The following is a 23,660-nucleotide window of genomic DNA, read 5'->3' on the forward strand; positions in this document are numbered from 1 at the left end:
GCCGTTCACCCGTAGATCTACGACTTCGAGAGAGAATCACAGACTCATGGCGAACTACACCGCCGCTGACGTCAAGAAGCTCCGCGAGCTCACCGGCGCCGGCATGCTGGACTGCAAGAACGCGCTCGTGGACGCCGACGGCGACGTCGACAAGGCCCAGGAAGCCCTCCGCATCAAGGGTCAGAAGGGCGTCGCCAAGCGCGAGGGCCGTTCTGCCGAGAACGGTGCCGTGGTCTCCCTCATCGCCGACGACAACACCTCCGGTGTCATCGTCGAGCTGAAGTGCGAGACGGACTTCGTCGCCAAGGGCGAGAAGTTCCTGGCCGTTGCCAACCAGCTGGCCGCGCACGTCGCCGCCACCTCCCCGGCCGACATCGAGGCGCTGCTCGCGTCCGAGATCGAGCCCGGCAAGACCGTCACCGCTTTCGTCGACGAGGCCAACGCCAACCTCGGCGAGAAGATCGTCCTGGACCGCTTCGCGCAGTTCACCGGCGGTTACGTGTCGGCGTACATGCACCGCACGATGCCCGACCTGCCGTTCCAGATCGGTGTCCTGGTCGAGCTCGACAAGGAGAACGCCGAGGTCGCCCGCGGCGTCGCGCAGCACATCGCCGCGTTCGCCCCGCAGTGGCTGTCCGCCGAGGACGTCCCGGCCGAGAAGGTCGAGTCCGAGCGTCGCATCGCCGAAGAGGTCACCCGCGCGGAGGGCAAGCCCGAGGCTGCCATCGCGAAGATCGTCGAGGGTCGCGTCAACGGCTTCTTCAAGGACGCCACGCTGCTCGGCCAGGCCTACGCCCTGGACAACAAGAAGTCCGTCCAGAAGGTTCTGGACGAGGCCGGTGTCACCCTGAAGCGCTTCACCCGCATCAAGGTCGGCATCTGAGTCCGTCCGTACGCGACGGACACCGGACCCCGGTAGGGTCTGAAGCAGTCGTCCGCGCTTGCGCGAGGCGACCGCAGATCTGACGAGGAGGCCATTGCCGTAGAGGGAACCGCAAGGACCCACCGGCAATGGCCTTCTTCGTATGTGCACGAGGAGATCTCCATGAATCAGGGCGTGGACCCCCACACCGCATCCGACGACAAGAGCGACCAGAACAAGAAGGGCCGCCGCTTCATGCTGAAGCTGTCGGGCGAGGCCTTCTCCGGTGGCGGAGGACTGGGCGTCGACCCCGACGTCGTCCACGCCATCGCGCGTGAGATCGCCGCGGTGGTCCGCGACGGCGCGGAGATCGCCGTCGTGATCGGCGGCGGCAACTTCTTCCGCGGCGCCGAACTCCAGCAGCGCGGCATGGACCGGGCCCGGTCCGACTACATGGGCATGCTCGGCACGGTCATGAACTGCCTCGCCCTCCAGGACTTCCTGGAGAAGGAGGGCATCGACTCCCGCGTGCAGACGGCCATCACCATGGGCCAGGTCGCGGAGCCGTACATCCCGCTGCGTGCCGTGCGGCACCTGGAGAAGGGCCGCGTCGTCATCTTCGGCGCCGGCATGGGCATGCCGTACTTCTCCACCGACACCACGGCCGCCCAGCGCGCCCTGGAGATCGACGCCGAGGCCCTGCTCATGGGCAAGAACGGTGTCGACGGGGTCTACGACTCCGACCCGAAGAAGAACCCGGACGCGGTGAAGTTCGACGCGCTGGAGTACGGCGAGGTCCTCTCGCGCGACCTCAAGGTCGCCGACGCCACCGCCATCACGCTCTGCCGCGACAACAAGCTGCCGATCCTCGTCTTCGAGCTGCTCGCCGAGGGCAATATCGCCCGGGCCGTCAAGGGTGAGAAGATCGGCACGCTCGTCAGCGACCAGGGAACCCGGGCCTGAGCAGTCCGCTGCCGGACCGAGCCCGGACCGGCCCCGTCCGCCCCGCCCGCCTGAACCATCCATTCAAGACATGCAGGAGCACGTGGTGACCGAAGAGATCCTCCTCGAGGCCGAGGAGAAGATGGAAAAGGCCGTCGTCGTCGCCAAGGAAGACTTCGCCGCGATTCGCACCGGTCGTGCGCACCCGGCGATGTTCAACAAGATCGTGGCGGACTACTACGGCGCCATCACGCCCATCAACCAGCTCGCCTCCTTCTCGGTGCCCGAGCCGCGCATGGCGATCGTGACCCCGTTCGACAAGAGCGCCCTGCGCAACATCGAGCAGGCCATCCGCGACTCCGACCTCGGTGTCAACCCGAGCAACGACGGCAGCATCATCCGGGTGACCTTCCCCGAGCTGACGCAGGACCGCCGCAAGGAGTACATCAAGGTCGCCAAGAACAAGGCCGAGGACTCCAAGGTCTCCATCCGCTCCATCCGCCGCAAGGCGAAGGACGCCCTTGACAAGCTCGTCAAGGACAAGGAGGCCGGCGAGGACGAGGTGCGCCGCGCCGAGAAGGAGCTCGACGACACCACCGCGAAGTACGTCGCGCAGGTGGACGAGCTCCTCAAGCACAAGGAAGCCGAGCTCCTCGAAGTCTGATGAACGACTCTTCCTGGCAGCCGGAGCCGGTTCCGGCGGGTCCCGCATACGATGCGCAGGTGGGCCCGCACACTCGGCCCATGCCCATCGTGCCCGATGCCGCCGGCCGTGACTTCGACGACCGGGAAGCACGCGATCGGGGGGCCGCCGCGGACGGCGGCCCCCTCTTCCGCGCCGAGACGCCGCCGCAGGAGCCCATGCCCAGCCCCCCGCCTCCGCATGCCCAGCAGCCGCAGGGCGCCCCGACCCCGCCGCCGAAGAAGCGCGCTGGGCGGGACCTCCGCGCCGCCATAGGGGTCGGTATCGGTCTCGGCGCGGTGATCTTCGCCTCGCTGCTGATCGTCAAGGCCGTGTTCGTCGGCGTCGTCGTCGTCGCGGTCGTCGTCGGCCTGTGGGAGCTCACCTCCCGGCTGCAGGAGCAGAAGGGCATCAAGGCCCCGCTGGTCCCGCTCGCGGTCGGCGGTGCGGCCATGGTCATCGCCGGATACGTCCGGGGGGCCGAGGGCGCCTGGGTCGCCATGGCGCTGACCGTGCTGGCGGTCCTGGTGTGGCGGATGACCGAACCGCCCGAGGACTACCTCAGGGATGTCACGGCGGGCGCCTTCGCGGCGTTCTACGTGCCCTTCCTGGCCACCTTCGTCGCGATGCTGCTCACCGCCGACGACGGTCCGCAGCGCGTGATCACCTTCCTGCTCCTGACCGTGGTCAGCGACACCGGGGCCTACGCGGTCGGCTGGCGCTTCGGGAAGACCAAGCTCGCGCCGCGCATCAGCCCCGGCAAGACCCGCGAGGGACTGTTCGGCGCGGTGGCCTTCGCCATGGCCGCCGGCGCGCTGTGCATGGAGTTCCTGATCGACGGCGGCTCCTGGTGGCAGGGCCTGCTGCTCGGCCTCGCGGTCGCGGTCAGCGCCACCCTGGGCGACCTGGGCGAGTCGATGATCAAGCGGGACCTGGGCATCAAGGACATGGGCACCCTGCTGCCGGGCCACGGCGGCATCATGGACCGGCTCGATTCCCTGCTGCCGACCGCCCCGGTGGTGTGGCTGCTGCTCGCGGCGTTCGTGGGTACGGGCTGAGCCCCGACGGCTCCGGTGCCACGCGGCGGAGCCGCATATCGGATACTGCGCTGCTGCTCCCCGCGTTCGTGGGCACGGGCTGACCTGCGGAAAGGCGTCGTAGGACGCCGGGCGGTTACTCTTGAAAGGCGCGCTGCTTCTGCGGCGCGCCTTTCGTCTTACAAGGAGTACCTGCCATGGCCCGCCCTGTTCCGGGAGAGCTCACCTTCGTCGCCCCGCGCGGAGCCAAGAAGCCGCCCCGGCACCTCGCCGACCTCACGCCGGAGGAGCGCCGCGAGGCCGTCGCCGCGATCGGTGAGAAGCCCTTCCGGGCCAAGCAGCTCTCCCAGCACTACTTCGCCCGGTACGCGCACGACCCGGCCGAGTGGACGGACATCCCCGCGGGCTCGCGCGAGAAGCTCCAGCAGGAGCTCCTCCCGGACCTGATGAACGTCGTCCGGCACATCTCCTGCGACAACGACACCACCCGCAAGACCCTGTGGAAGCTGCACGACGGCACGCTCGTCGAGTCCGTGCTGATGCGCTACCCGGACCGGGTCACGATGTGCATCTCCTCGCAGGCCGGCTGCGGCATGAACTGTCCGTTCTGCGCCACCGGCCAGGCCGGTCTGGACCGCAACCTGTCCACCGCCGAGATCGTGCACCAGATCGTCGACGGCATGCGCGCGCTGCGCGACGGCGAGGTTCCCGGCGGCCCGGCCCGGCTGTCGAACATCGTCTTCATGGGCATGGGCGAGCCGCTCGCCAACTACAACCGCGTGGTCGGCGCCATCCGCCGTCTCACCGACCCGGAGCCCGACGGCCTGGGCCTGTCGCAGCGCGGCATCACCGTTTCCACCGTCGGCCTGGTCCCGGCCATGCTGCGGTTCGCCGACGAGGGCTTCAAGTGCCGTCTCGCCGTCTCGCTGCACGCGCCCGACGACGAGCTGCGCGACACGCTGGTCCCCGTGAACACCCGCTGGAACGTCCGCGAGGTGCTCGGCGCGGCCTGGGAGTACGCGGAGAAGTCCGGCCGCCGGATCTCGATCGAGTACGCCCTGATCCGCGACATCAACGACCAGGCCTGGCGCGGCGACCTGCTGGGCAAGCTGCTCAAGGGCAAGCGCGTCCACGTCAACCTGATCCCGCTGAACCCGACGCCGGGCTCCAAGTGGACCGCCTCGCGGCCCGAGGACGAGAGGGCCTTCGTGGAGGCCATCGCCCGTCACGGCGTGCCCGTGACCGTACGCGACACCCGTGGCCAGGAGATCGACGGCGCGTGCGGTCAGCTGGCCGCCTCGGAGCGCTAGATTCCGCTTCTTCTCTTCATGATTCGGCCACGGGGTACCCTGTGGCCGAACCAATTTCATATTCCGACAGGGGAGCGCCACAGCGCTGAGAGTGCGGCAACCGTCATCCGCAGACCCTCTGAACCTCGCCCCGGTCATTCGGGGTAGGAAGTTCGGTCACCACTCAAGCTGTTGCGCCCTGCCCGGCGTCCGCTCATACAGAGCGCCGGGCAGGGCCGCGTCTTCTCCTGGTCATCCCAGGAGGAATCACCAGTGAGCACCACCAAGAAGATCGCGGGCGCCGCGCTCGCGGCCGCGCTGGGCGTCACCACGCTCAGCGCCTGCGGCGGCGACGCCAAGGACAAGACCGCGGGCGCGAGCGAGGCCCCGAAGTCCAAGACCGTCACCCTCGTCTCCCACGACTCCTTCAACGTGACCGACACGGTCCTGAAGGAGTTCGAGCAGCAGAGCGGCTACACGGTCAAGGTGCTGAAGGCCGGGGACGCCGGCGCGGCGCTGAACCAGGAGATCCTCACCAAGGGATCTCCGCGCGGCGACGTCTTCTTCGGTGTGGACAACACCCTCCTCTCGCGCGCCCTCGACAACGGCATCTTCACGCCGTACGAGGCCAAGGGCCTGGGCGAGGTGAAGCCCGAGTACGTGCTCGACAAGGAGCACCGGGTCACCCCGATCGACTCCGGTGACATCTGCGTCAACTACGACAAGGCGTACTTCGCGGGGAAGAAGATCGCCCCGCCGCAGACGCTGGACGACCTGATCAAGCCGGAGTACAAGAACCTGCTGGTCACCGAGAACGCCGCGACCTCCTCGCCCGGCCTCGGCTTCCTGCTCGCCTCCGTCGGCAAGTACGGCGACGAAGGCTGGAAGGACTACTGGAGCAAGCTGAAGGCCAACGGCGTCGAGGTCGTCGACGGCTGGGAGCAGGCCTACAACGAGCGCTTCTCCGGCTCCGCCGGCGGCAAGAAGGCCAAGGGCGACCGTCCGCTGGTCGTCTCCTACGCCTCCAGCCCGCCGGTCGAGGTGCTGTACGGCGAGCCGCAGCCGGCCGAGGCCCCGACGGGCGTCGCCACCGGCACCTGCTTCCGCCAGATCGAGTTCGCGGGTCTGCTGAAGGGAGCGAAGAACGAGGAGGGCGGCAAGGCGCTCGTGGACTTCCTGATCAGCAAGAAGTTCCAGGAGGACATGCCGCTCCAGATGTTCGTGAACCCGGTGACGAAGGACGCTTCCCTGCCGGAGCTGTTCACGAAGCACGGCGTGGTGGTCGAGAAGCCCGAGAACGTGGCTCCCGAGACCATCGCCAAGAACCGTGAGCAGTGGGTCAAGGCATGGACCGCGCTCGTCGTGAAGTAAGCGGTACGAGGGTTCCGCGCGCGGCGCCGGGGGGCGCCGCGCCGGTCCCCGGCCCGGCCGAGGGGGCCAGGGCGACCGCCGTGCGGCTCGCCCTGATGGCCGTGCCCCTCGCCTTCTTCGGGCTGTTCTTCGCCTACCCCGTCGCCGCGATCGTCGGGCGCGGCCTCAAGACCGACGACGGGTGGCAGTTCGGCCGGATCGGCGAGGTGATCACCCGGCCCGACATCGCCGAGGTGCTCTGGTTCACCACCTGGCAGGCGCTCGCCTCCACCGCGCTCACGCTGCTGATCGCACTCCCCGGCGCGTACGTCTTCGCGCGCTTCGAGTTCCCCGGCAAGCAGGTGCTGCGCGCCGTGGTGACCGTGCCCTTCGTGCTGCCGACCGTGGTGGTCGGCACCGCCTTCCTCGCCCTGGTCGGCCGCGGCGGGCTGCTGGACGAGCTGGCGGGCGTCCGGCTCGACACCACCGTCTGGGCGATCCTGCTCGCGCACGTCTTCTTCAACTACGCGGTCGTCGTCCGCACGGTGGGCGGGCTGTGGGCCCAGCTGGACCCGCGCCAGGAGGAGGCCGCCCGGGTGCTGGGCGCCGGCCGGTTCGCCGCCTGGCGGCGGGTGACGCTGCCCGCGCTGGCCCCGTCGGTGGCCGCCGCCTCGCTGATGGTGTTCCTGTTCACCTTCAGCTCCTTCGGCGTCGTGCTGATCCTGGGCGGGCCCTCGTACTCCACCCTGGAGGTGGAGGTCTACCGGCAGACCGCGCAGCTCCTGGACCTGCCCACGGCCGCCGTGCTGACGATGGTGCAGTTCGCCGCGGTCGGCGCGATCCTCGGGGTGCACGCCTGGACCGTGCGCAAGCGCGAGACCGCGCTGAGGCTGGTCGACCCGGGCCGGACCACCCACCGCCCGCGCGGCCGGGCGCAGCGCGCCCTGCTGGGCGGGGTGCTGCTGACGGTGGCGCTGCTGATCGTGCTGCCGCTCGGCGTACTGGTGGAACGGTCCTTCGACACCCCCGGCGGCTACGGCACCGGCTTCTACCGGGCGCTCCAGGACGCGGGCGCCGGCGGCGGAACCTTCCTGGTGCCGCCGCTGGAGGCGATCGGTAACTCCCTCCAGTACGCGCTCGCCGCCACGGCGATCGCCCTGGTCATCGGGGGGCTCGCGGCCGCGGCCCTCACCCGGCGCGGCGGCCGCTTCGTACGCGGCTTCGACGCGCTGCTGATGCTCCCGCTGGGGGTGTCCGCCGTGACCGTGGGCTTCGGCTTCCTGATCACCCTGGACGAGCCGCCGCTGGATCTGCGGACCTCGTGGATCCTGGTGCCGCTCGCGCAGGCGCTGGTGGGCGTGCCCTTCGTCGTACGGACCATGCTGCCGGTGCTGCGCGCGGTGGACGGCCGGCTCAGGGAGGCGGCCGCGGTGCTCGGCGCGTCACCGCTGCGGGCCTGGCGGGAGGTGGACCTGCCGCTGGTGCGGCGGGCGCTGCTGATCGCGGCCGGGTTCGCCTTCGCGGTCTCGCTGGGCGAGTTCGGTGCGACCGTCTTCATCGCGCGGCCGGACCAGCCGACGCTGCCGGTGGCCGTGGCGCGGCTGCTGGGGCGGGCCGGTGAGCTGAACTACGGGCAGGCGATGGCCCTGAGCACGATTCTGATGCTGGTGTGCGCGGTGTCCCTGCTGGTGCTGGAGCGACTGCGACCCGACAAGACCTCCGGAGAATTCTGATGACACTGCTTCAACTGGAAGGGGTGTCGGTCCGGTTCGGCGAGCGCGCCGTCGTGGACCGCGTGGACCTGGAGGTCGCCGAGCACGAGATCGTGTGCGTGCTGGGGCCGAGCGGAAGCGGCAAGTCCACGCTGTTGCGGGTCGTCGCCGGGCTCCAGCGGCTGTCCGAGGGGCGGGTCCTGCTCGGCGGGGCGGACCAGGCCGCGGTGCCCGTGCACCGGCGGGGCGTGGGCCTGATGTTCCAGGACCACCAGCTCTTCCCGCACCGCGACGTCGCCGGGAACGTCGCCTTCGGCCTGAGGATGCGGGGCCTCCCGCGTGCGTCGTACGGGGCCCAGGTCGCGGAGCTGCTGGAACTGGTCGGGCTCCCCGGGGCCCAGAGCCGGGCGGTGGCCTCCCTGTCGGGTGGTGAACAGCAGCGGGTCGCGCTGGCCCGGGCGCTGGCGCCGTCGCCACGGCTGCTCATGCTGGACGAGCCGCTGGGCCAGCTGGACCGCGGGCTGCGCGAACGGCTCGTGGTGGAGCTGCAGGGGCTGTTCTCCCGGCTGGGCACCACGGTGCTCGCGGTCACGCACGACCAGGGCGAGGCGTTCGCCCTGGCCGACCGGGTGGTGGTGATGCGGGACGGGCGGATCGCGCAGGCCGGGACTCCGCTGGATGTGTGGAAGCGCCCGGCGTCGGAGTTCGTGGCGCGGTTCCTCGGTTTCGAGAACGTGGTCCCGGCCGGGGTGTCGGGCGGCGCGGCCGTCACCGCGTGGGGCAAGGTCCCGGTCCCGGCGGGCACCCCGGACGGGGAGCACCGGCTGCTGATCCGCCCCGCGGGGGTCGTGCTGTGCGCCGCCGGTCTGGCCTGCGAGGTGGTCTCCCGGACCTTCCGGGGCACCCACGTCGCACTGCTGTTGCGGCCGGAGGCGGGGCCGGCGCTGGAGGCGGAGTGTGAGCTCGCCGGGGCGCCCGCGGTGGGCGACCGGGTCGCGGTCACCTTCAGCCCGGCCGAGGTGGTCGTCCTGCCGGCGCACACCCGCTAGCGCCGGGTGCCGTGACCTGGTGAACCTTTCGGCACAGCACTAGGGCCTGTCTTTCGGATCAGGCCGGGCCTGCGGCGTCCGGCACCGCGCCTCGCCGCGTTGTCGTCGGTCGCCGACGCTCCGCGTCGACTCCCTCCTCCGCCTTCCGATGCACGGCACCGGACGCCGCAGGCTGATCCGCCCTGATCCGAAAGACAGGCCCTAGGCGGGGAGGATCCTGTCGCAGGCGATCGGCAGGTGGCGCGGGCCGCGCAGGACCGCGTTCTGGCGGTAGGGCGGGGGGTCCTCCAGCAGCCGGGGGTTCTCCAGCCTGCGGGCCAGCTCGCTCAGCGCCAGCGCGGCCTCCAGCCGGGCCAGCGGCGCGCCGAAGCAGCTGTGAATGCCGCTGCCGAGGCCCAGGTGCTGGACGTCCGGGCGGTCCGGGTCGAAGCGGTCCGGATCCTTGAACCGTCGGGGGTCGCGGTTGCCGGAGGCCAGGATCAGCCAGAGCGAGGCGCCCTTGGGGATGGTCACCCCCTCCATCTCGATGTCGGCCAGGGGGGTGCGCTGCGGCAGCAGCTGCACCGGGGGCTCGTAGCGCAGCAGCTCCTCGACGATCGGGACGGACAGCGTCGGATCGGCGCGCAGCCGGTCCAGGACCTCCGGATGGCGCAGGAGGGTGAGCATGCCGTTCGTGATCAGGTTGACGGTGGTCTCGTGCCCGGCGATCAGCAACAGCGCCGAGGTGCTGAGCACTTCCATCGTGCTCATGGCGCCGTCCGGCCCCTGCCCGGTCGCCAGCTCCGAGAGCATGTCCCCGGTGGGGTTCTTGCGCCGCTCCTCGATCAGCCCGGCCAGGTACATGCCGAGTTCCATGCGGGCGTCCTGCGTCTTCTTGACGCGTTCGGTGGCATCGGCGTCCGGATCGGGGTCCAGGCTCGCGGCGAGCGTGTCGGCCCAGACGTGGAAGCGGGCCTCGTCCTCGCTCGGCACGCCCAGCAGCCGGCAGATCACCGTGACCGGGAAGGGGTACGAGAACTCCTCGACCAGGTCGATCCGCCCCGGGTCGCCGTGCTCGGAGATCGTATCGATCAGACCGGTGACGATGCCGCCCAGCTCGCCGCGCATGTCGTGAACGCGGTGCGGTGAGTGCGGCGGCCCGAAGGGGCGGTTCGTCATCCGGCGCAGCCGGTCGTGGTCGGGCGGGTCCAGCTTCAGGAAGGCCGGAGGCAGGACCGTCTCCTCCTCCTCGTCCCCCTCGTTCAGCGGGTCGCCGGCGGCCGGTGCCAGGTTGCGGGAGTCGGAGCTGATCCGTGGATCGTGCAGCAAGCTCTTGATCTCGTGATAGGTGCTGACGACGTACGGTCCGTCCCCGTCGTGGAACACCGGGGTCTTGCGGAGTTCCTCATACAGGGGATACGGGTTGGCCCGGCTGGAGTAGTCGAGGATCTGCCGCAGGATGCCTTCAGTCATGAGAGGTCCTCGTGCTCAGTTGTGCGCCGGCGTGAACGTCATCCGCCGGTCGGCCGGTGAGTAGCCGCTCAGGGTGATGGTCGGGCCGTGCGTCGGCACCGACGGGTCGGGGAAGTCCGCGTCCAGCGGCTTGTTCCCCTCGCTCCTGCGGTCCACCGTCGTGAAGGGGGGCGGGAACGGCGCGGTGTGCTCGATCTGCTGCTCGTAGAAGTCCAGCCAGCGGCACTGGTCGAAGGTCACGGCACCGATGACGCGCCCCTGGTAGCCGTAGACGCCGACGAACCTGCGCTCGCCGCGGGACCCCTGCGTGATCATGATCTCGGTGCCCATCGAGGGCACCCCGACCGACTTGATGTTCACCCCGAACTGGGAGGACCAGAAGGCCGGAACCCACACGTGGGGGCGGCGGTCCACGCCTTCGCTGAGCATGTTGTGCGCCGCCGTCTCGGCCTGGGCGACGGCGTTGCCCCAGTGCTCCAGGGACAGGAACTGGTACCCGAAGAGCGCGTGCGGGGAACGTGCCACGTCACCCGCCACATAGATGTCGTCGGTGACGATGCCCCAGATGTTGAAGGCCCGGCAGCCCGCGTCACAGGCGATGCCCCGCGGGCCCGCGCCCAGTCCTGAACCGGCCAGCCAGTCGGTGTTGCGCTGGGCGCCGAGCGACACGATCACGACGTCGGCCTCCAGGACGCTGCCGTCCGACAGGTGGGCGGCGCGTACCTGGCCGGAAGAGTTGCCCTCCAGCCCGGTGACCATGATCCCGGTCCGCAGATCCACCCCGTTCTCACGGTGCATCTCGGCCGCGACCTCGCCGATCACCCCGCCCAGGGCCCCGACCAGGGGTCCGGCGCCCCGCTCGGCGACCGTGACCGGGAGGTCCCGCTCCCGGCAGGCGGAGGCGATCTCGGAGCCGGTGAATCCGGCGCCGATGACCAGCACCCGGCGCGGTCCGGCCGCGAGCCGCCGCTCCAGGGCGGCGCCGTCGTCCCGGGTACGCAGGGTGAAGACGCCATCGAGGGCCGCCTCCTCCTCGTTCGGCCACGGCCGGGCCCGTACCCCGGTGGCGATCAGCAGCCGGTCGTACTCCACCTCGTCCCCGTCGGCGAGCTTGACCCGTCTGGCCGCCATGTCCAGACCGGTGGCGGGTACGCCGAGCCGCCACTTGGCGTCGATGTCCCGGCGGCGGGGGAGGGCCGTACGGTCCGCGGTCGCCTTGCCCAGCAGGACCTGCTTGGACAGCGGGGGGCGGTCGTACGGCTCGTAGGGCTCGTCGCCGATCATCGTGAGCGATCCGGCGAACCCCTTCTCGCGCATGGTCTCGGCGGCCCGCAGGCCGGCGAGGGAAGCGCCCACGACCACGATGCGGCCTTCGCGCTTGAGCCGCTCCAGGGCTGAGTCACCGCTCACCATGCGCCTCCGAGGTCGGCAGGGACCCGTTCATCGCGTCCAGCAGGATGGCCCTGACGGGGCAGGCGTGGACGGCGCGGACGACGTTCTCGCGGTGCTCCTCGTCGGGCTGCGGGTCGTACAGCAGTGACTCTTCGCCGTGCATGGCGAAGACGTCCGGGGCGAGGAACGCGCACTGTGCGTACCCCTGGCAGCGATTGAGGTCGACGACAAGCCTCATGAGGCATCAGCCTTTCGGTGGCCCGATCTTCCCCGTCATCCCCGAGCCCCCCGACCCCCGCCCCGTTCCTCTTCCAGCATGCACGCGGCAGCCGGGCACGTCCTCCGGGCCGATGAACCCCCAGGTCAGTGTGGGTCTCGGTGATCCGGAAGCGGGCTATGGCAGCCGGGTCCGCAGGATGTGGATGCTGACGACGAGAGCCCAGGCCGGGAACACCAGCTCGGACCAGGGCACGCCGGACCCCACCACGATCAGGACCAGGCCGACGACGGTGCCCAGCAGGACCAGCGGCCTGGGGAAGACCCCGAGCCGCCTCCCGATCGTCGAGGTCGCGAGGACGAAGACGGCCGCCATGCGCATGGAGTAGGTCGAGAGGATCGTGTACGCGTAGTGGCGGCCGAAATCGGAGGGCGTGTTCTCCGCCAGTACGGTTCCCGCCGCCCCGGCGGCGACGAACAGGGAGGCGACGCAGACGAAGCCGCTGCCGAGGAAAACGGTGGAGACGAACTTGTCCTCGGCCTCGCCGACGTGGGCGCGCAGTGCGCCCATGAACCACAGGAAGGCGATGCCGGCGAAGGGCACGATCTCCAGGGCCAGACGCACCGCCCAGCGGTCGGCGGGGTCGATCGGCGCCTTGGCACCGTCGCCGGAGGGGATGGCGATCCGCATCAGGACGATCGCCGCCGCGAGCAGTACGGCGAAGGCGATGCCGGCCGCCCCGGCGGCCCGGGGTGTGTGCAGCCGCGCGGTCGTGGTCTCCATGGGACCCTCGCTCTCTCCCCCGTCCAGCAAGCGGCGGACGCCGGGAGTCCGCCACCGGGAACGGCCGAGCGGGTGAAAGAGCGCCCCCGGGCCGCAGGGGCTACGCCGCAGGGAGCTAGCCGACGGCCGCCGGGACCGGGGCTTCCGCCTCCGGATCGGAGCCCTCGTGCTTGCCGTACCAGGCGACGGCCACCGCGCCGGTGACGGCCAGGACGAAGCCGAGTACCGCCAGCCAGGCTAGGCCGGGGCGGGACGCGTCGCCGAGCCACAGGACGCCGATCGCGCCCGGGAGGACCGTCTCGCCGACGACCAGCGCCGCCGTGGCGCCGTTCACCGAGCCGATCTGGAGGGCGACCGTGTGCAGGTACATGCCGCCGATGCCCGCCACGAGAATGGCGTAGAGGGCCGGGTCGGACAGGAAGGTGCCGAGGTCGAACGGGTCGACGCCGTCGAGGATCCGGACGCCGACGCCCAGCGCGCCGAAGCCCAGGCCCGACAGCAGGCCCGCCAGGATCGCGGCCCCGCCGCCGAGGAGGCGTACGGCCACGGTGCCGCCCACCATCAGCAGCACGGTGATCCCCAGCAGCCACCAGTGCGTGGACATCGCCGCGTGGTGGCCGCCCTCGTGGCCCGCCGCCGTCGCCAGCAGCACCAGCGCCGTGCAGACGACCCCGATCGAGGTCCACTCCTTGCGGCTCAGCCGGATGCCGAGCATCTTCACGCTCAGCACGGCCGTGATCACCAGGTTGGCGCTGATCACCGTCTGGGAGAGGAACAGGGGCAGCAGGCGGGCGGCCAGGGCGCCGAGCCCGAAGCCCACGAAGTCCAGGATCGTGCCGACGATGAATTCCCAGGTCATCGCCGCTTTCGCCGTGGACGAGAGGTTGGGGCCGCCATGGGCCGTCACCCCGGCGGCGGTCGGGGACATCCGTGCGGCGCGGCGGGATCCGACGGCTTGCAGCACGGAACCCGTGCCGTAGCAGATGGACGCCGCGACAGCGGTCAGCAGGCCTATGAGCACCAAGGGCTCCGTTCACGTCTGGCAGGTTTTGCGGTACCTCTGCCAGACGTGTGAATCGGCCGGGAAGTTGCCTCCGGAGCTCAGCTCATCGACGCGAGGATGTCCGGTACCTCGTCCACCGAGTCGACGAGCGCGATCCGCGACTCCATCGCGCGGCCGCGTGCCAGAGCCTGGAGCAGCGGCCACGCCGGGAGGTGGTCGGTCCAGTGGGCGCGGCCGACGAGGATCATCGGGGCCGGCTCGCCCCGCGACGCGTAGTAGTTCGGCGTGCCGCTGTCGAAGATCTCCTGGACCGTGCCCGCCGCGCCGGGCAGGAAGACCACGCCCGCGCCGGACCGGGCCAGCAGACCGTCCTCCCGGGTGGCGTTCGCGAAGTACTTCGCGATGTGTCCCGCGAAGGCGTTCGGCGGCTCGTGCCCGTAGAACCAGGTCGGGATGCCCACCGAGTCGCCGCCGCCGGGCCAGCGGTCGCGTACGGCGAAGGCCGCCTGCGCCCAGTCGGACACCGACGGGGTGAAGGAAGGGGCCTTGGCCAGCAGCTCCAGGGCTTCGGTAAGAGCCGCGTCCGGGGCCGGGGCCAGGTAGGCGCCGAGGTTGGCGGCCTCCATCGCGCCGGGGCCGCCGCCGGTGGCGACCGTCAGCCCGGACCGGGTCAGGGCCCGGCCCAGCTCGGCCGCGCCACGGTAGTCCGTACTGCCGCGGGACATCGCGTGGCCGCCCATCACGCCCACCACCCGGGCACCGGCGAGGTGCTCGTCGAGGGCGTCGGAGATGGTGTCGTCGTGGATGGAACGGAGCATCGAGGAGAAGATGTCGCCGTCGGCCTTGGTCTCCTGGAACCAGGCGTACGTCTGGGCGTCCGGGGTGGCCTCGTACCCGTCTGGCAGGCCGGCGAACAGCTCCTCGGGGCTGTAGAGCAGGCCCCGGTACGGGTTGAACGGCAGGTCCGGTACGGGCGGGAAGACCAGCGCGCCGTCGCCGCGGACCTTCGCCGCGGCATCGGGCTCCATCGCGCAGCCCAGGAACACGGCTGCCGAGGTGTCGGCGGACAGCAGCGCGAAGGTCCGCTCCAGCAGGTTGACCGACTGGACCCGGTAGCCGCTGAGCGAGCCGCGGGACACGACCTGGTCGAATTCGGCGAGCGTTTCGATCTCGATGTCTGCGTTGACCATTCGGCCCACCCTAAGCGCTGCCCGTGTCAGCGGGTCAGTGCCAGCGACGTCAGCTGTGCCACACCCCAGCTGAGCGGTACGCACACGGCGACGAGCGCGGTGGCCCGCAAACTCGCCGCCGTCCGCAGGACCTTGGCGGGAGCGCCCATGCCGAGCATGGCCTCGCGTCCGGCGGCCCGGCTCTGGCGGGCCTCCACCGCGGATGTGAGAAGGGTCGCGGTGGCGCACAGGGCCACCAGGGCCGCGGCCGGCCCCGTCAGCGGGCCCAGCGGGACGTGCAGCCCGCCCCGGTCGTGCAGGGCCAGGGCGGTGAGGGCGCCCGCGCCGACCGAGCACAGCACCCCCAGCGGCGGCCCGATCCTGGGCGCCTCCTCCTGGAGGGCCCGCCCGGCCAGCAACCGGAGCCCGCCCGGGCGCACGGCCTGGACCAGGCTCCCGCAGGCGTAGGCGAGGCCGGGTCCGGCCAGGGCGAGCCCGATCGCGGTCAGTGACCAGCCGGCGAGCATCGCGGCGCCGCCCCGGCCCGCGTAGGCCAGGGCGGCCAGCCCGCACGCGGTCAGCGCGATGCCCCAAGGCAGTCCGGTCTGCGGGGCCAGCGGGGTGTGCGGGCGCAGTGCGAAGGCGGTGGCGGCCGAGGCGGCCAGCGGGACCAGGGCCAGCAGGGTGAGGGAGGCCGCCACGGGCAGCGGCCGGTCGGCGTGGAGCAGTGCGGCCCCGGCCCCGTCGAAGGGCAGCCCGGCCAGGTCCCCGCGCAGGTGGAGGAAGGCGGCCAGGGCCAGGGCGCTGCCCAGGGTGCACGCGACGGCGGTGGAGATCGCGGCGACCAGGATGAGCCGTACGGGGCCCAGCCCGGCGGCGTCCATTCCCTCGCGGGGTCGGGTCGCGGGGTCGGCCCGGGCCACGGCGACGGCGAAGTGGACGGTGGCGGCCAGCGGGATCATGGCCCACAGCAGGCGAGGGAACGATCCGGCGGGCCGGGCCACGGCCCCGGCGAGTACGTAGAGCAGCAGGAATCCGGTGCCGGCCGAGGCGGCGGCGACGAGGAGCCGCCGCAGCTGGACCAGCGGCCGGGCACCGCGGGCTAGGCGGAGAGCGAGCACGCGGCCTGGCCCTCCGGGGTGTCGGCGGCGGGGGAGCAGGCCGCCGCGGCCCCGGCCAGGCGGCCGTCGAGCAGGGCCAGGCGGCGGTCCGCGACGGCCGCGGTGGCCTCGTCGTGGGTGGCCAGCAGCACGGTGATCTCGTGGGAGCGGGCCGCGGTGGTCAGCGTCCGGAGCAGCAGGGCGCGCTCGGCGCGGTGCAGCGGGGCCGTGGGCTCGTCGGCGAAGATCACCGCGGGCACGTTCACCAGCGCCCGGGCCAGGGCGACCCGCTGGGACTCGCCGCGGCTCAGCGCGCTGGGGCGCTTGCGGGCGAACCCGCCGATGTCGAGGCGGTCCAGCCATTCGCAGGCGGCGTGCTTGGCGCTGCGGTGGGAGGCCCCCGCCAGCAGCAGCGGCAGGGCCGCGTTCTCCCAGACCTTCAGCTCGGGCAGCAGCTGAGGCTCGGGGCCGATCCAGCCGAACCGGTCGCGGCGCAGCCGCTCGCGGGCCAGCGCGCCCATGGTGTGCACGGGGACGCTGTTGAACCAGACCTCGCCCTGTTCGGGCCGAAGCTGCCCGGACAGACAGCGGAGCAGGGTGGTCTTGCCGCTGCCGCGGGGACCGGTCAGGGCCAGGATCTCGCCCTGGCGCACTCCCACGGAGACCCCGACGAGGCCGGGGGAACCTCCCCCAGACTTCGTCCGGGGGGACCCCCAGTGGGAGTAGTGCAGGGACCGTGCCCACAGGACGTCATTGTCAGGCGGGGCATTGTCCGGTGGAGCCACCATGGCGTACACCTCCGTCCGGGGGAACGAAGCGGAGCCCGCTGAAGTCACTGGCGCCGCACTGAGATGTAAAGAGATGAACCTCTTGGACGGTGACAGCACACGGCCCGGACCCCCGCGTTCTCACTCGAACGGAGGATCCGGGCCGTGTGGTCGGACTATGTGCAGCCTTCTGGCTACAGCTTCGTCCACGCCTCGGTGAGCACCGAGCGCAGGATGCCTTCGATCTCGTCGAAGGTGCCCTGGTCCGCGGTCAGCGGCGGCGCGAGCTGGATGACCGGGTCGCCGCGGTCGTCGGCCCGGCAGTACAGGCCGTTCTCGAAGAGCGCCTTGGAGAGGAAGCCGTAGAGCACGCGCTCCGTCTCCTCGTCCGTGAAGGACTCCTTCGTGACCTTGTCCTTGACGAGCTCGATGCCGTAGAAGTAGCCGTTGCCGCGGACGTCGCCGACGATCGGCAGGTCGTGCAGCTTCTGCAGCGTCGAGAGGAAGGCGCCCTCGTTGTCCAGCACGTGCTGGTTGAGGCCTTCCTTGTCGAAGATGTCGAGGTTGGCCAGCGCGACCGCCGAGGAGACCGGGTGGCCGCCGAAGGTGTAGCCGTGCAGGAAGGTGTTGTCGCCCTTGTAGAAGGGCTCCGCGAGGCGGTCCGAGATGATGCAGGCACCGATCGGGGAGTAGCCCGAGGTCATGCCCTTGGCGCAGGTGATCATGTCCGGGATGTAGTCGAACTTGTCACAGGCGAACATCGTGCCGAGGCGGCCGAAGGCGCAGATCGTCTCGTCGGAGACGAGCAGGACGTCGTACTCGTCGCAGATCTCGCGGACCCGCTGGAAGTACCCGGGCGGCGGCGGGAAGCAGCCGCCGGCGTTCTGCACCGGCTCCAGGAAGACGGCCGCGACGGTGTCGGCGCCCTCGAAGAGGATCTCCTGCTCGATCTGGTCGGCGCACCAGCGGCCGAAGGCCTCGGGGTCGTCGCCGTAGATCGGGGCGCGGTAGATGTTGGTGTTCGGCACCTTGTGAGCGCCGGGAACCAGCGGCTCGAAGGGAGCCTTCAGGGCCGGCAGGCCCGTGATGGACAGGGCGCCCTGCGGGGTGCCGTGGTAGGCGACCGCACGCGAGATGACCTTGTACTTGGTGTGCTTGCCCTGGAGCTTGAAGTACTGCTTGGCGAGCTTCCAGGCGGTCTCCACGGCCTCGCCGCCACCGGTGGTGAAGAAGACCTTGTTCAGGTCACCGGGGGCGTAGTGGGCGAGGCGCTCGGCGAGCTCCACGGCCTTGGGGTGCGCGTACGACCAGATGGGGAAGAACGCGAGTTCCTGCGCCTGCTTGTAGGCGACCTCGGCCAGTTCCTTGCGGCCGTGACCTGCGTTGACCACGAACAGTCCGGCGAGACCGTCGAGGTAGCGCTTGCCCTTGTCGTCGAAGATGTAGGTGCCCTCACCACGCACGATGGTGGGGACGGGTGCGTTCTCGTACGACGACATGCGGGTGAAGTGCATCCACAGATGGTCGTAGGCGGTCTTGGAGAGGTCCTGGCTCACGGGCTATCGAGTTCCCCACATGTAGGTCTGCTTCTTCAGCTTCAGGTAAACGAAGCTTTCGGTTGATCGCACGCCGGGGAGCGTGCGGATCTTCTTGTTGATCGTTTCCAGCAGGTGGTCGTCGTCCTCGCAGACGATCTCCACCATCAGGTCGAACGACCCCGCGGTCATCACCACGTACTCGCACTCGGCCATGGCGGTCAGTGCGTCGGCCACCGGGTCGAGGTCGCCCTCGACGTTGATGCCGACCATGGCCTGGCGTCGCAGGCCCACGGTGAGCGGGTCGGTGACGGCAACGATCTGCATGACGCCCTGGTCGAGCAGCTTCTGCACGCGCTGGCGCACGGCCGCTTCGGACAGGCCCACGGCCTTGCCGATCGATGCATAGGGACGGCGACCGTCCTCCTGCAGTTGCTCGATGATCGCCAGGGACACAGCATCGACCGAAGGGGACGGTTGTCTGTTCCTGGAATCTGCGCTTCGACTGACCACGACCTCACTGTGCACGAGGAGTCGTCTGTTCCGCAAGACGGAATCGATGAAATCCGTTGTTTGGCGTCTTGGATCTCACTGATTTCGTAGTTCGTGGCGTCTGGGTCTGTCGAAAGCCTCCGCCGAGCGGCTACGATTGGTAATCGTCTCAATCGTTGGACATGTGATCAGGAGTGTGGCTGTAGTGACCACCGAACTGCGTCGTCTGCGCAACTACATCGGCGGGGAGTTCAAGGACGCCGTCGACGGGCGGACCACCGAGGTGGTCAACCCGGCCACCGGCGAGGTTTACGCCACCGCGCCGCTCTCGGGCCAGGCCGATGTCGACGCCGCCATGGCCGCCGCCGCGGCCGCCTTCCCGGGCTGGCGCGACACCACCCCCGCGGAGCGCCAGAAGGCGCTGCTGAGGATCGCGGACGCCTTCGAGGCGCGCGCGGACGAGCTCGTCGCCGCCGAGTCGGAGAACACCGGCAAGCCGCTCGGCCTCACGGCCAGCGAGGAGCTGCCGCCGATGGTGGACCAGATCCGCTTCTTCGCGGGTGCCGCCCGCCTGCTCGAGGGTCGCTCGGCCGGCGAGTACATGGACGGGATGACCTCGATCATCCGCCGTGAGCCGGTCGGCGTCGTCGCCCAGGTCGCGCCGTGGAACTACCCGATGATGATGGCCGTGTGGAAGTTCGCCCCGGCCATCGCCGCGGGCAACACCGTCGTGCTCAAGCCCTCGGACACCACCCCGGCCTCCACCGTGCTGATGGCGGAGATCATCGACTCGGTCCTGCCCAAGGGCGTCTTCAACGTCGTCTGCGGTGACCGCGAGACCGGCAAGGCCATGGTCGAGCACTCCACCCCGGCGATGGCCTCGATCACCGGCTCGGTGCGCGCGGGCATGCAGGTCGCCGAGAGCGCCTCGAAGGACGTCAAGCGCGTCCACCTGGAGCTCGGCGGCAAGGCCCCGGCTGTGGTCTTCGAGGACGCCGACATCGCCAAGGCCGTCGAGGACATCGCGGTCGCGGGCTACTTCAACGCCGGCCAGGACTGCACCGCCGCCTGTCGCGTGCTCGTGCACGAGTCGATCCACGACGAGTTCGTGACCGCGCTCGCCAAGGCCGCCTCCGACACCAAGACCGGCCAGCCGGACGACGAGGACGTGCTCTACGGCCCGCTGAACAACCCGAACCAGCTCAAGCAGGTCGCGGGCTTCATCGACCGCCTCCCCGCCCACGCCAAGGTCGAGGCGGGCGGCCACCAGGTCGGCGAGAAGGGCTACTTCTACGCCCCGACCGTCGTCTCCGGCCTCAAGCAGGATGACGAGATCATCCAGAACGAGGTCTTCGGCCCCGTCATCACGGTCCAGTCCTTCTCGGACGAGGCCCAGGCCCTGGAGTACGCGAACGGCGTCGAGTTCGCCCTCGCCTCCTCCGTGTGGACCAAGGACCACGGCCGCGCGATGCGGATGTCCAAGAACCTCGACTTCGGCTGCGTGTGGATCAACACCCACATCCCGCTCGTCGCCGAGATGCCGCACGGCGGGTTCAAGAAGTCCGGCTACGGCAAGGACCTCTCCGCCTACGGCTTCGAGGACTACACGCGCATCAAGCACGTGATGACCTCGCTCGATGGCTAAGACCGCTGGATCGGCTGGACCGGCCGGATCGGCCGCTGCGCGGCATTGATCACAGCACAGCATTGAAGGGGCGGGCAGTAGACAACATGTCTATTGCCCGCCCTTTCGCGTTCACCGAGGCTGGGCCCATGCCTGAACTCGCCTTCTCCCGCCGTGCCGCGCTGTCCGGCCTCGGTGCCGCGGGCCTCTCGGCCGCCCTGGCCGGCTGCGGAGTACCCGCCGCCTACGTTCCCGAGGACCGGCGAGAGGGCCCGGACCGCTCGGAGGGGGACCGGAGCGTCGCCTTCTCCAACTGGCCGCTCTACATCGACACCGACGAGGAGGACGAGGAGCGCCGTCCGACGCTCGACGCCTTCTCGGAGCGGACCGGCATCGAGGTCCGGTACACCGAGGAGATCAACGACAACGACGAGTTCTTCGGCAAGGTCAGCCCGGCCCTGATGAACCGCCAGGAGACCGGCCACGACCTCGTCGTGGTCAGCGACTGGATGGCCGCCCGCTTCGTCCACCTGGGCTGGGCCCAGAAGATGGACCGCTCGGCCCAGTCCAACGTGGCCAGGCACCTCGACCCGCAGCTGCGTTCCCCCGCCTTCGACGAGGGCCGGCTGCACACCGTCCCCTGGCAGTCGGGGATCACCGGCATCGCCTACAACCGCCGGGCCCTGGGCCGGGAGATCAAGTCGGTCCAGGACCTGTGGCAACCGGACCTGGCGGGCAAGGTCACCCTCCTCTCGGGCCTGGACGAGTCCTTCTCCCTGCTGATGCAGGGCAACGGCGTGGACGTCACCCGCTGGACCGAGTCCGACTTCCACCGGATGTGCGACCAGGTCGAGGAGCTGGTGAAGAAGAAGCACATCCGCCGCTTCACCGGCAACGACTACACCTCCGATCTGAGCAGCGGCGACGTCCTCGCCTGCCAGGCCTACTCCGGTGACGCCATCCAGCTCCAGGCCGACAACCCGGACATCGAGTTCGTGGTCCCCGAGGAAGGGGCCGAGCTCTGGGCGGAGAGCCTGCTGGTCCCCAACCTGGCCCGGCACAAGGCCAATGCCGAGGCTCTGATCGACTACTACTACGCCCCGGAGGTGGCCGCGTCGCTCGCCGCCTCCGTCAACTACGTCTGCCCCGTACCCGCCGCCCGGGAGGTCCTGGCCGGCTCCGACGACAAGGAGACCGCCGAGCTCGCCGAGAACCCGCTGATCTTCCCGGACGACGAGATGCGCAAGCGCCTGGTCGTGGCCCGGGACATCTCCTCGGCCGAACGCCGGTCCCTCGCCAAGCGCTGGAACGCGATCGTCGGGCTCTGAGCGCGCTCCCATTGTGGAACTGAACACGTTCAGCAATTTGGCTGAACGTGTTCAGAAAGAGGCGTAGGCTTCCTTCCATGATCGAGAGAAGCGCCCTCGAGCGGCGAATCCGTGCCTGGCTGGTCCTGTTCCTCGTCTGCCTGGTGCTCAGCGGCCTCACGGCCTTCCCCCTGGTCAGCGAACTCCGCTGGGCCAATGCCCTGGTGGACAGCGAGTGGCTGCGCCGGGTGGGCGACGGCTTGGACCAGGCCGACGCCGACTACCCCTTCCTCCTGTACGGAACCGACTGGCTCGCCTTCGCGCACCTCGTCATCGCCGTCTTCTTCTACGGCGTCCACCGCGACCCGGTCCGCAACATCTGGATCGTCGAAGCCGGCATGATCGCCTGCGCCGGGGTGATACCCCTGGCCCTGATCTGCGGCCCCATCCGGGGCATCCCCGTCTGGTGGAGTGTCATCGACATGTCGTTCGGCGTCTTCGGTGTGATCCCCCTGCTGGTGCTCCGGCGCATGATCAAGCGCCTTGAGGCGCTGCCCGCCTAGGCTCGGTCCGGGCTACTTGGCGAAGGCCGCCATCACGATGCCGAGGGCCACCGGGTTCATGTCCTCGCCCTTCGCGTTCGTGGAGTTGACCGAGTAGACCAGGGTGCGGGAGAGATCGCGGGTCGCTCCTATCGCGGTGTTGTAGCCGTGCCGGCCGCCCGTCTTGCCCCACGCCACCGTGCCGTCCGGCAGGACGATCCTGGACAGGCCCGCCGTCAGCGTGGCGTCCTTCCCGTTGACGAAGTTCTTCACCGCGGGCACCGTGAACATCTCCTCCAGCTGGGCCTTCGGCACGATCCGCCCGCTGAACAGGGCCGTGGTGAAACGCTCCAGATCGGCCGTGGTCGAGATGATGTCCCCCGCCGCCCACCGGTCCGAGGAGTTCCACTCCGTCACGTCCCGCAGCTCCCTGGAGCCGTCCGCCCCGGCTATCGCCTGGTAGCCCCGGTTGTGCGGACCGTGGATCTCCGTCTGCGTCCGCGCCGGGAACGAGGTCTGACGCAGACCCAGCGGCTTCAGGATCCGCCGGGCGACCGCCTCCTCGTACGAGGTGCCCGTCACCTTCTCGATGAGTACGCCCAGCACCGTGTAATTGATGTTCAGGTAGTGCTGGGCCGCCCCCGGGACGAACTCAGGCTTCTTCGCGAAGGCGTTGGCCAGCTGATCGTGCGGGTCGGTCACATCGAAGCGGTGCTCCCACTGCGCCTCGAACGAGTCGCCCGGACCGTCCGCCGCCGGTATGCCGCTGGTGTGGTTGAGCAGCTGCCGGACGGTGACCCTGCCATAGGCGTCGGGGACGGTCCCGGGCAGATACCAGCGGACCGGCCGGTCCAGATCCACCCGGCCCTCGGCCGCCAGCCGGAGCACCACGGCCGCGGTGAAGGTCTTGGTCACCGACCCGGCCCGGAACCGCCCCTGCTCCACAGCCTTGCGCCCGGTGACGATGTCCGCGACACCGGAACCGCCCCGCCAGTCACCGCTCGTACCCCCCACTCGGACCAGCGCGGCCGTCGCGTCCTTGTGGTCCGGGCCGAGCCCCGCGATCGCCTCGGCCAGCGCCGCCGCGTTCGGCGGGGTCGAGACGCCCGGTGCGGTGACCTCCGCCGAGGCGGGAGCCGGAGCGGCGTGTGCGACGACCGGTCCGGACGCGATGCCCAGGACCAGGGCGGCGGCGATCAGCGTGCGCGTGCGAGCCTTCATGATGGGATCCCCCTCTGAGTCCACCGGGAGCCGCTGCGGCCCCGATGACTCAATGCTGCTGGTCAGAGGGGTAGTTGCGGATCACCATGGAGAGGGGTCTTTACCGGTACGACAACTCACCGGCCAGAGGGAG

The 23,660-nt window shown here is 70.3% G+C and carries 22 protein-coding genes; 11 read left to right on the top strand and 11 right to left on the bottom strand.

All coding sequences use genetic code 11. The features are described from left to right. Nucleotides 1-46: 46 nt before the first annotated feature. The 8 genes from tsf to ACZ45T_RS24370 all read left to right on the top strand — a co-directional run bounded on the left by tsf (nt 47) and on the right by ACZ45T_RS24370 (nt 8,923). Nucleotides 47-883: a translation elongation factor Ts gene (gene tsf / locus ACZ45T_RS24335; RefSeq protein WP_468444633.1), complete on the top strand. Its 837-nt coding sequence runs from the start codon at nt 47-49 to the stop codon at nt 881-883. A 162-nt stretch (nt 884-1,045) separates the two neighbouring features. Continuing rightward, entirely contained in the window at nt 1,046-1,825 is a 780-nt protein-coding gene (pyrH, locus tag ACZ45T_RS24340) for a UMP kinase (protein ID WP_468444635.1), read from the top strand. 85 nt (nt 1,826-1,910) lie between these two features. Then, a complete protein-coding gene (frr, locus tag ACZ45T_RS24345; protein WP_329378766.1) occupies nt 1,911-2,468 on the top strand; it encodes a ribosome recycling factor in 558 nt (185 codons plus the stop codon). Next, nucleotides 2,468-3,544: a phosphatidate cytidylyltransferase gene (locus ACZ45T_RS24350; RefSeq protein WP_468444638.1), complete on the top strand. Its 1,077-nt coding sequence runs from the start codon at nt 2,468-2,470 to the stop codon at nt 3,542-3,544. Before frr ends, ACZ45T_RS24350 begins: the two co-directional genes overlap by 1 nt. Before the next feature lie 176 nt (nt 3,545-3,720). Then, nucleotides 3,721-4,833: a dual-specificity RNA methyltransferase RlmN gene (gene rlmN, locus ACZ45T_RS24355; protein WP_385398670.1), complete on the top strand. Its 1,113-nt coding sequence runs from the start codon at nt 3,721-3,723 to the stop codon at nt 4,831-4,833. A gap of 252 nt (nt 4,834-5,085) precedes the next feature. Beyond that, a complete protein-coding gene (locus ACZ45T_RS24360) occupies nt 5,086-6,183 on the top strand; it encodes a thiamine ABC transporter substrate-binding protein (RefSeq protein WP_468444640.1) in 1,098 nt (365 codons plus the stop codon). 95 nt (nt 6,184-6,278) lie between these two features. Continuing rightward, nucleotides 6,279-7,895 (top strand): ABC transporter permease, encoded by a 1,617-nt coding sequence (locus ACZ45T_RS24365; RefSeq protein WP_468444782.1) that lies wholly within the window; start codon nt 6,279-6,281, stop codon nt 7,893-7,895. Next, nucleotides 7,895-8,923, top strand: a complete 1,029-nt coding sequence (locus ACZ45T_RS24370) for an ABC transporter ATP-binding protein (RefSeq protein ID WP_468444642.1) — start codon at nt 7,895-7,897, stop codon at nt 8,921-8,923. The genes ACZ45T_RS24365 and ACZ45T_RS24370 overlap by 1 nt, the downstream gene beginning before the upstream one ends. 201 nt (nt 8,924-9,124) lie before the next feature. Here the strand turns inward: ACZ45T_RS24370 and ACZ45T_RS24375 are convergent, their stop codons facing one another. The 10 genes from ACZ45T_RS24375 to ACZ45T_RS24420 all read right to left on the bottom strand — a co-directional run bounded on the left by ACZ45T_RS24375 (nt 9,125) and on the right by ACZ45T_RS24420 (nt 18,869). After that, on the bottom strand, nt 9,125-10,375 hold the full coding sequence (locus ACZ45T_RS24375; protein ID WP_468444644.1) for a cytochrome P450: 1,251 nt from the start codon (nt 10,373-10,375) through the stop codon (nt 9,125-9,127). Nucleotides 10,376-10,390: 15 nt separating this feature from the next. Next, nucleotides 10,391-11,788 (bottom strand): NAD(P)/FAD-dependent oxidoreductase, encoded by a 1,398-nt coding sequence (locus ACZ45T_RS24380; RefSeq protein ID WP_468444646.1) that lies wholly within the window; start codon nt 11,786-11,788, stop codon nt 10,391-10,393. Then, the gene (locus ACZ45T_RS24385) at nt 11,775-12,005 is read right to left on the bottom strand and encodes a ferredoxin (protein WP_468444648.1); all 231 of its coding nucleotides are present in this window, start codon (nt 12,003-12,005) and stop codon (nt 11,775-11,777) included. The genes ACZ45T_RS24380 and ACZ45T_RS24385 overlap by 14 nt, the downstream gene beginning before the upstream one ends. A 156-nt stretch (nt 12,006-12,161) precedes the next feature. Then, on the bottom strand, nt 12,162-12,767 hold the full coding sequence (locus ACZ45T_RS24390; protein ID WP_468444650.1) for a hypothetical protein: 606 nt from the start codon (nt 12,765-12,767) through the stop codon (nt 12,162-12,164). 115 nt (nt 12,768-12,882) lie between these two features. Beyond that, nucleotides 12,883-13,788: a DMT family protein gene (locus ACZ45T_RS24395; RefSeq protein WP_468444652.1), complete on the bottom strand. Its 906-nt coding sequence runs from the start codon at nt 13,786-13,788 to the stop codon at nt 12,883-12,885. Nucleotides 13,789-13,868: 80 nt separating this feature from the next. Continuing rightward, on the bottom strand, nt 13,869-14,960 hold the full coding sequence (locus tag ACZ45T_RS24400) for an LOG family protein (RefSeq protein ID WP_468444654.1): 1,092 nt from the start codon (nt 14,958-14,960) through the stop codon (nt 13,869-13,871). Between the two features lie 26 nt (nt 14,961-14,986). Continuing rightward, nucleotides 14,987-16,060 carry a hypothetical protein gene (locus tag ACZ45T_RS24405; RefSeq protein ID WP_468444656.1) on the bottom strand — a complete coding sequence of 358 codons (1,074 nt, stop codon included), beginning with the start codon at nt 16,058-16,060 and terminating at the stop codon, nt 14,987-14,989. Further along, nucleotides 16,042-16,827 carry an ABC transporter ATP-binding protein gene (locus ACZ45T_RS24410; RefSeq protein ID WP_468444658.1) on the bottom strand — a complete coding sequence of 262 codons (786 nt, stop codon included), beginning with the start codon at nt 16,825-16,827 and terminating at the stop codon, nt 16,042-16,044. The genes ACZ45T_RS24405 and ACZ45T_RS24410 overlap by 19 nt, the downstream gene beginning before the upstream one ends. 173 nt (nt 16,828-17,000) lie before the next feature. Continuing rightward, a complete protein-coding gene (locus ACZ45T_RS24415; protein ID WP_468444660.1) occupies nt 17,001-18,362 on the bottom strand; it encodes an aspartate aminotransferase family protein in 1,362 nt (453 codons plus the stop codon). Nucleotides 18,363-18,365: 3 nt separating this feature from the next. Further along, nucleotides 18,366-18,869: an Lrp/AsnC family transcriptional regulator gene (locus ACZ45T_RS24420; RefSeq protein ID WP_007266859.1), complete on the bottom strand. Its 504-nt coding sequence runs from the start codon at nt 18,867-18,869 to the stop codon at nt 18,366-18,368. A 169-nt stretch (nt 18,870-19,038) separates the two neighbouring features. Between ACZ45T_RS24420 and ACZ45T_RS24425 the strand changes: the two genes are divergently transcribed. The 3 genes from ACZ45T_RS24425 to ACZ45T_RS24435 all read left to right on the top strand — a co-directional run bounded on the left by ACZ45T_RS24425 (nt 19,039) and on the right by ACZ45T_RS24435 (nt 22,327). Beyond that, the gene (locus ACZ45T_RS24425; protein WP_468444662.1) at nt 19,039-20,478 is read left to right on the top strand and encodes a gamma-aminobutyraldehyde dehydrogenase; all 1,440 of its coding nucleotides are present in this window, start codon (nt 19,039-19,041) and stop codon (nt 20,476-20,478) included. 128 nt (nt 20,479-20,606) lie between these two features. Then, nucleotides 20,607-21,785: a polyamine ABC transporter substrate-binding protein gene (locus ACZ45T_RS24430; protein ID WP_468444663.1), complete on the top strand. Its 1,179-nt coding sequence runs from the start codon at nt 20,607-20,609 to the stop codon at nt 21,783-21,785. Nucleotides 21,786-21,862: 77 nt separating this feature from the next. Further along, on the top strand, nt 21,863-22,327 hold the full coding sequence (locus ACZ45T_RS24435) for a hypothetical protein (RefSeq protein WP_468444664.1): 465 nt from the start codon (nt 21,863-21,865) through the stop codon (nt 22,325-22,327). A gap of 12 nt (nt 22,328-22,339) precedes the next feature. Here the strand turns inward: ACZ45T_RS24435 and ACZ45T_RS24440 are convergent, their stop codons facing one another. Next, nucleotides 22,340-23,527, bottom strand: a complete 1,188-nt coding sequence (locus tag ACZ45T_RS24440; protein ID WP_468444666.1) for a serine hydrolase domain-containing protein — start codon at nt 23,525-23,527, stop codon at nt 22,340-22,342. Nucleotides 23,528-23,660: the final 133 nt, after the last annotated feature.

The sequence above is a fragment of the Streptomyces sp. NPDC030995 genome (assembly GCF_055571215.1).

Bases quoted from the DNA above. Each gene is read 5' to 3' on its own strand.
- ACZ45T_RS24390 (WP_468444650.1), bottom strand. From the start codon at position 12,767: ATGGAGACCACGACCGCGCGGCTGCACACACCCCGGGCCGCCGGGGCG.
- ACZ45T_RS24385 (WP_468444648.1), bottom strand. From the start codon at position 12,005: ATGAGGCTTGTCGTCGACCTCAATCGCTGCCAGGGGTACGCACAGTGC.
- ACZ45T_RS24435 (WP_468444664.1), top strand. From the start codon at position 21,863: ATGATCGAGAGAAGCGCCCTCGAGCGGCGAATCCGTGCCTGGCTGGTC.
- ACZ45T_RS24400 (WP_468444654.1), bottom strand. From the start codon at position 14,960: ATGGTCAACGCAGACATCGAGATCGAAACGCTCGCCGAATTCGACCAG.
- ACZ45T_RS24430 (WP_468444663.1), top strand. From the start codon at position 20,607: ATGCCTGAACTCGCCTTCTCCCGCCGTGCCGCGCTGTCCGGCCTCGGT.
- ACZ45T_RS24365 (WP_468444782.1), top strand. From the start codon at position 6,279: ATGGCCGTGCCCCTCGCCTTCTTCGGGCTGTTCTTCGCCTACCCCGTC.
- pyrH (WP_468444635.1), top strand. From the start codon at position 1,046: ATGAATCAGGGCGTGGACCCCCACACCGCATCCGACGACAAGAGCGAC.
- ACZ45T_RS24370 (WP_468444642.1), top strand. From the start codon at position 7,895: ATGACACTGCTTCAACTGGAAGGGGTGTCGGTCCGGTTCGGCGAGCGC.
- ACZ45T_RS24380 (WP_468444646.1), bottom strand. From the start codon at position 11,788: ATGGTGAGCGGTGACTCAGCCCTGGAGCGGCTCAAGCGCGAAGGCCGC.
- ACZ45T_RS24350 (WP_468444638.1), top strand. From the start codon at position 2,468: ATGAACGACTCTTCCTGGCAGCCGGAGCCGGTTCCGGCGGGTCCCGCA.
- tsf (WP_468444633.1), top strand. From the start codon at position 47: ATGGCGAACTACACCGCCGCTGACGTCAAGAAGCTCCGCGAGCTCACC.
- ACZ45T_RS24440 (WP_468444666.1), bottom strand. From the start codon at position 23,527: ATGAAGGCTCGCACGCGCACGCTGATCGCCGCCGCCCTGGTCCTGGGC.
- ACZ45T_RS24410 (WP_468444658.1), bottom strand. From the start codon at position 16,827: ATGGTGGCTCCACCGGACAATGCCCCGCCTGACAATGACGTCCTGTGG.
- rlmN (WP_385398670.1), top strand. From the start codon at position 3,721: ATGGCCCGCCCTGTTCCGGGAGAGCTCACCTTCGTCGCCCCGCGCGGA.
- ACZ45T_RS24375 (WP_468444644.1), bottom strand. From the start codon at position 10,375: ATGACTGAAGGCATCCTGCGGCAGATCCTCGACTACTCCAGCCGGGCC.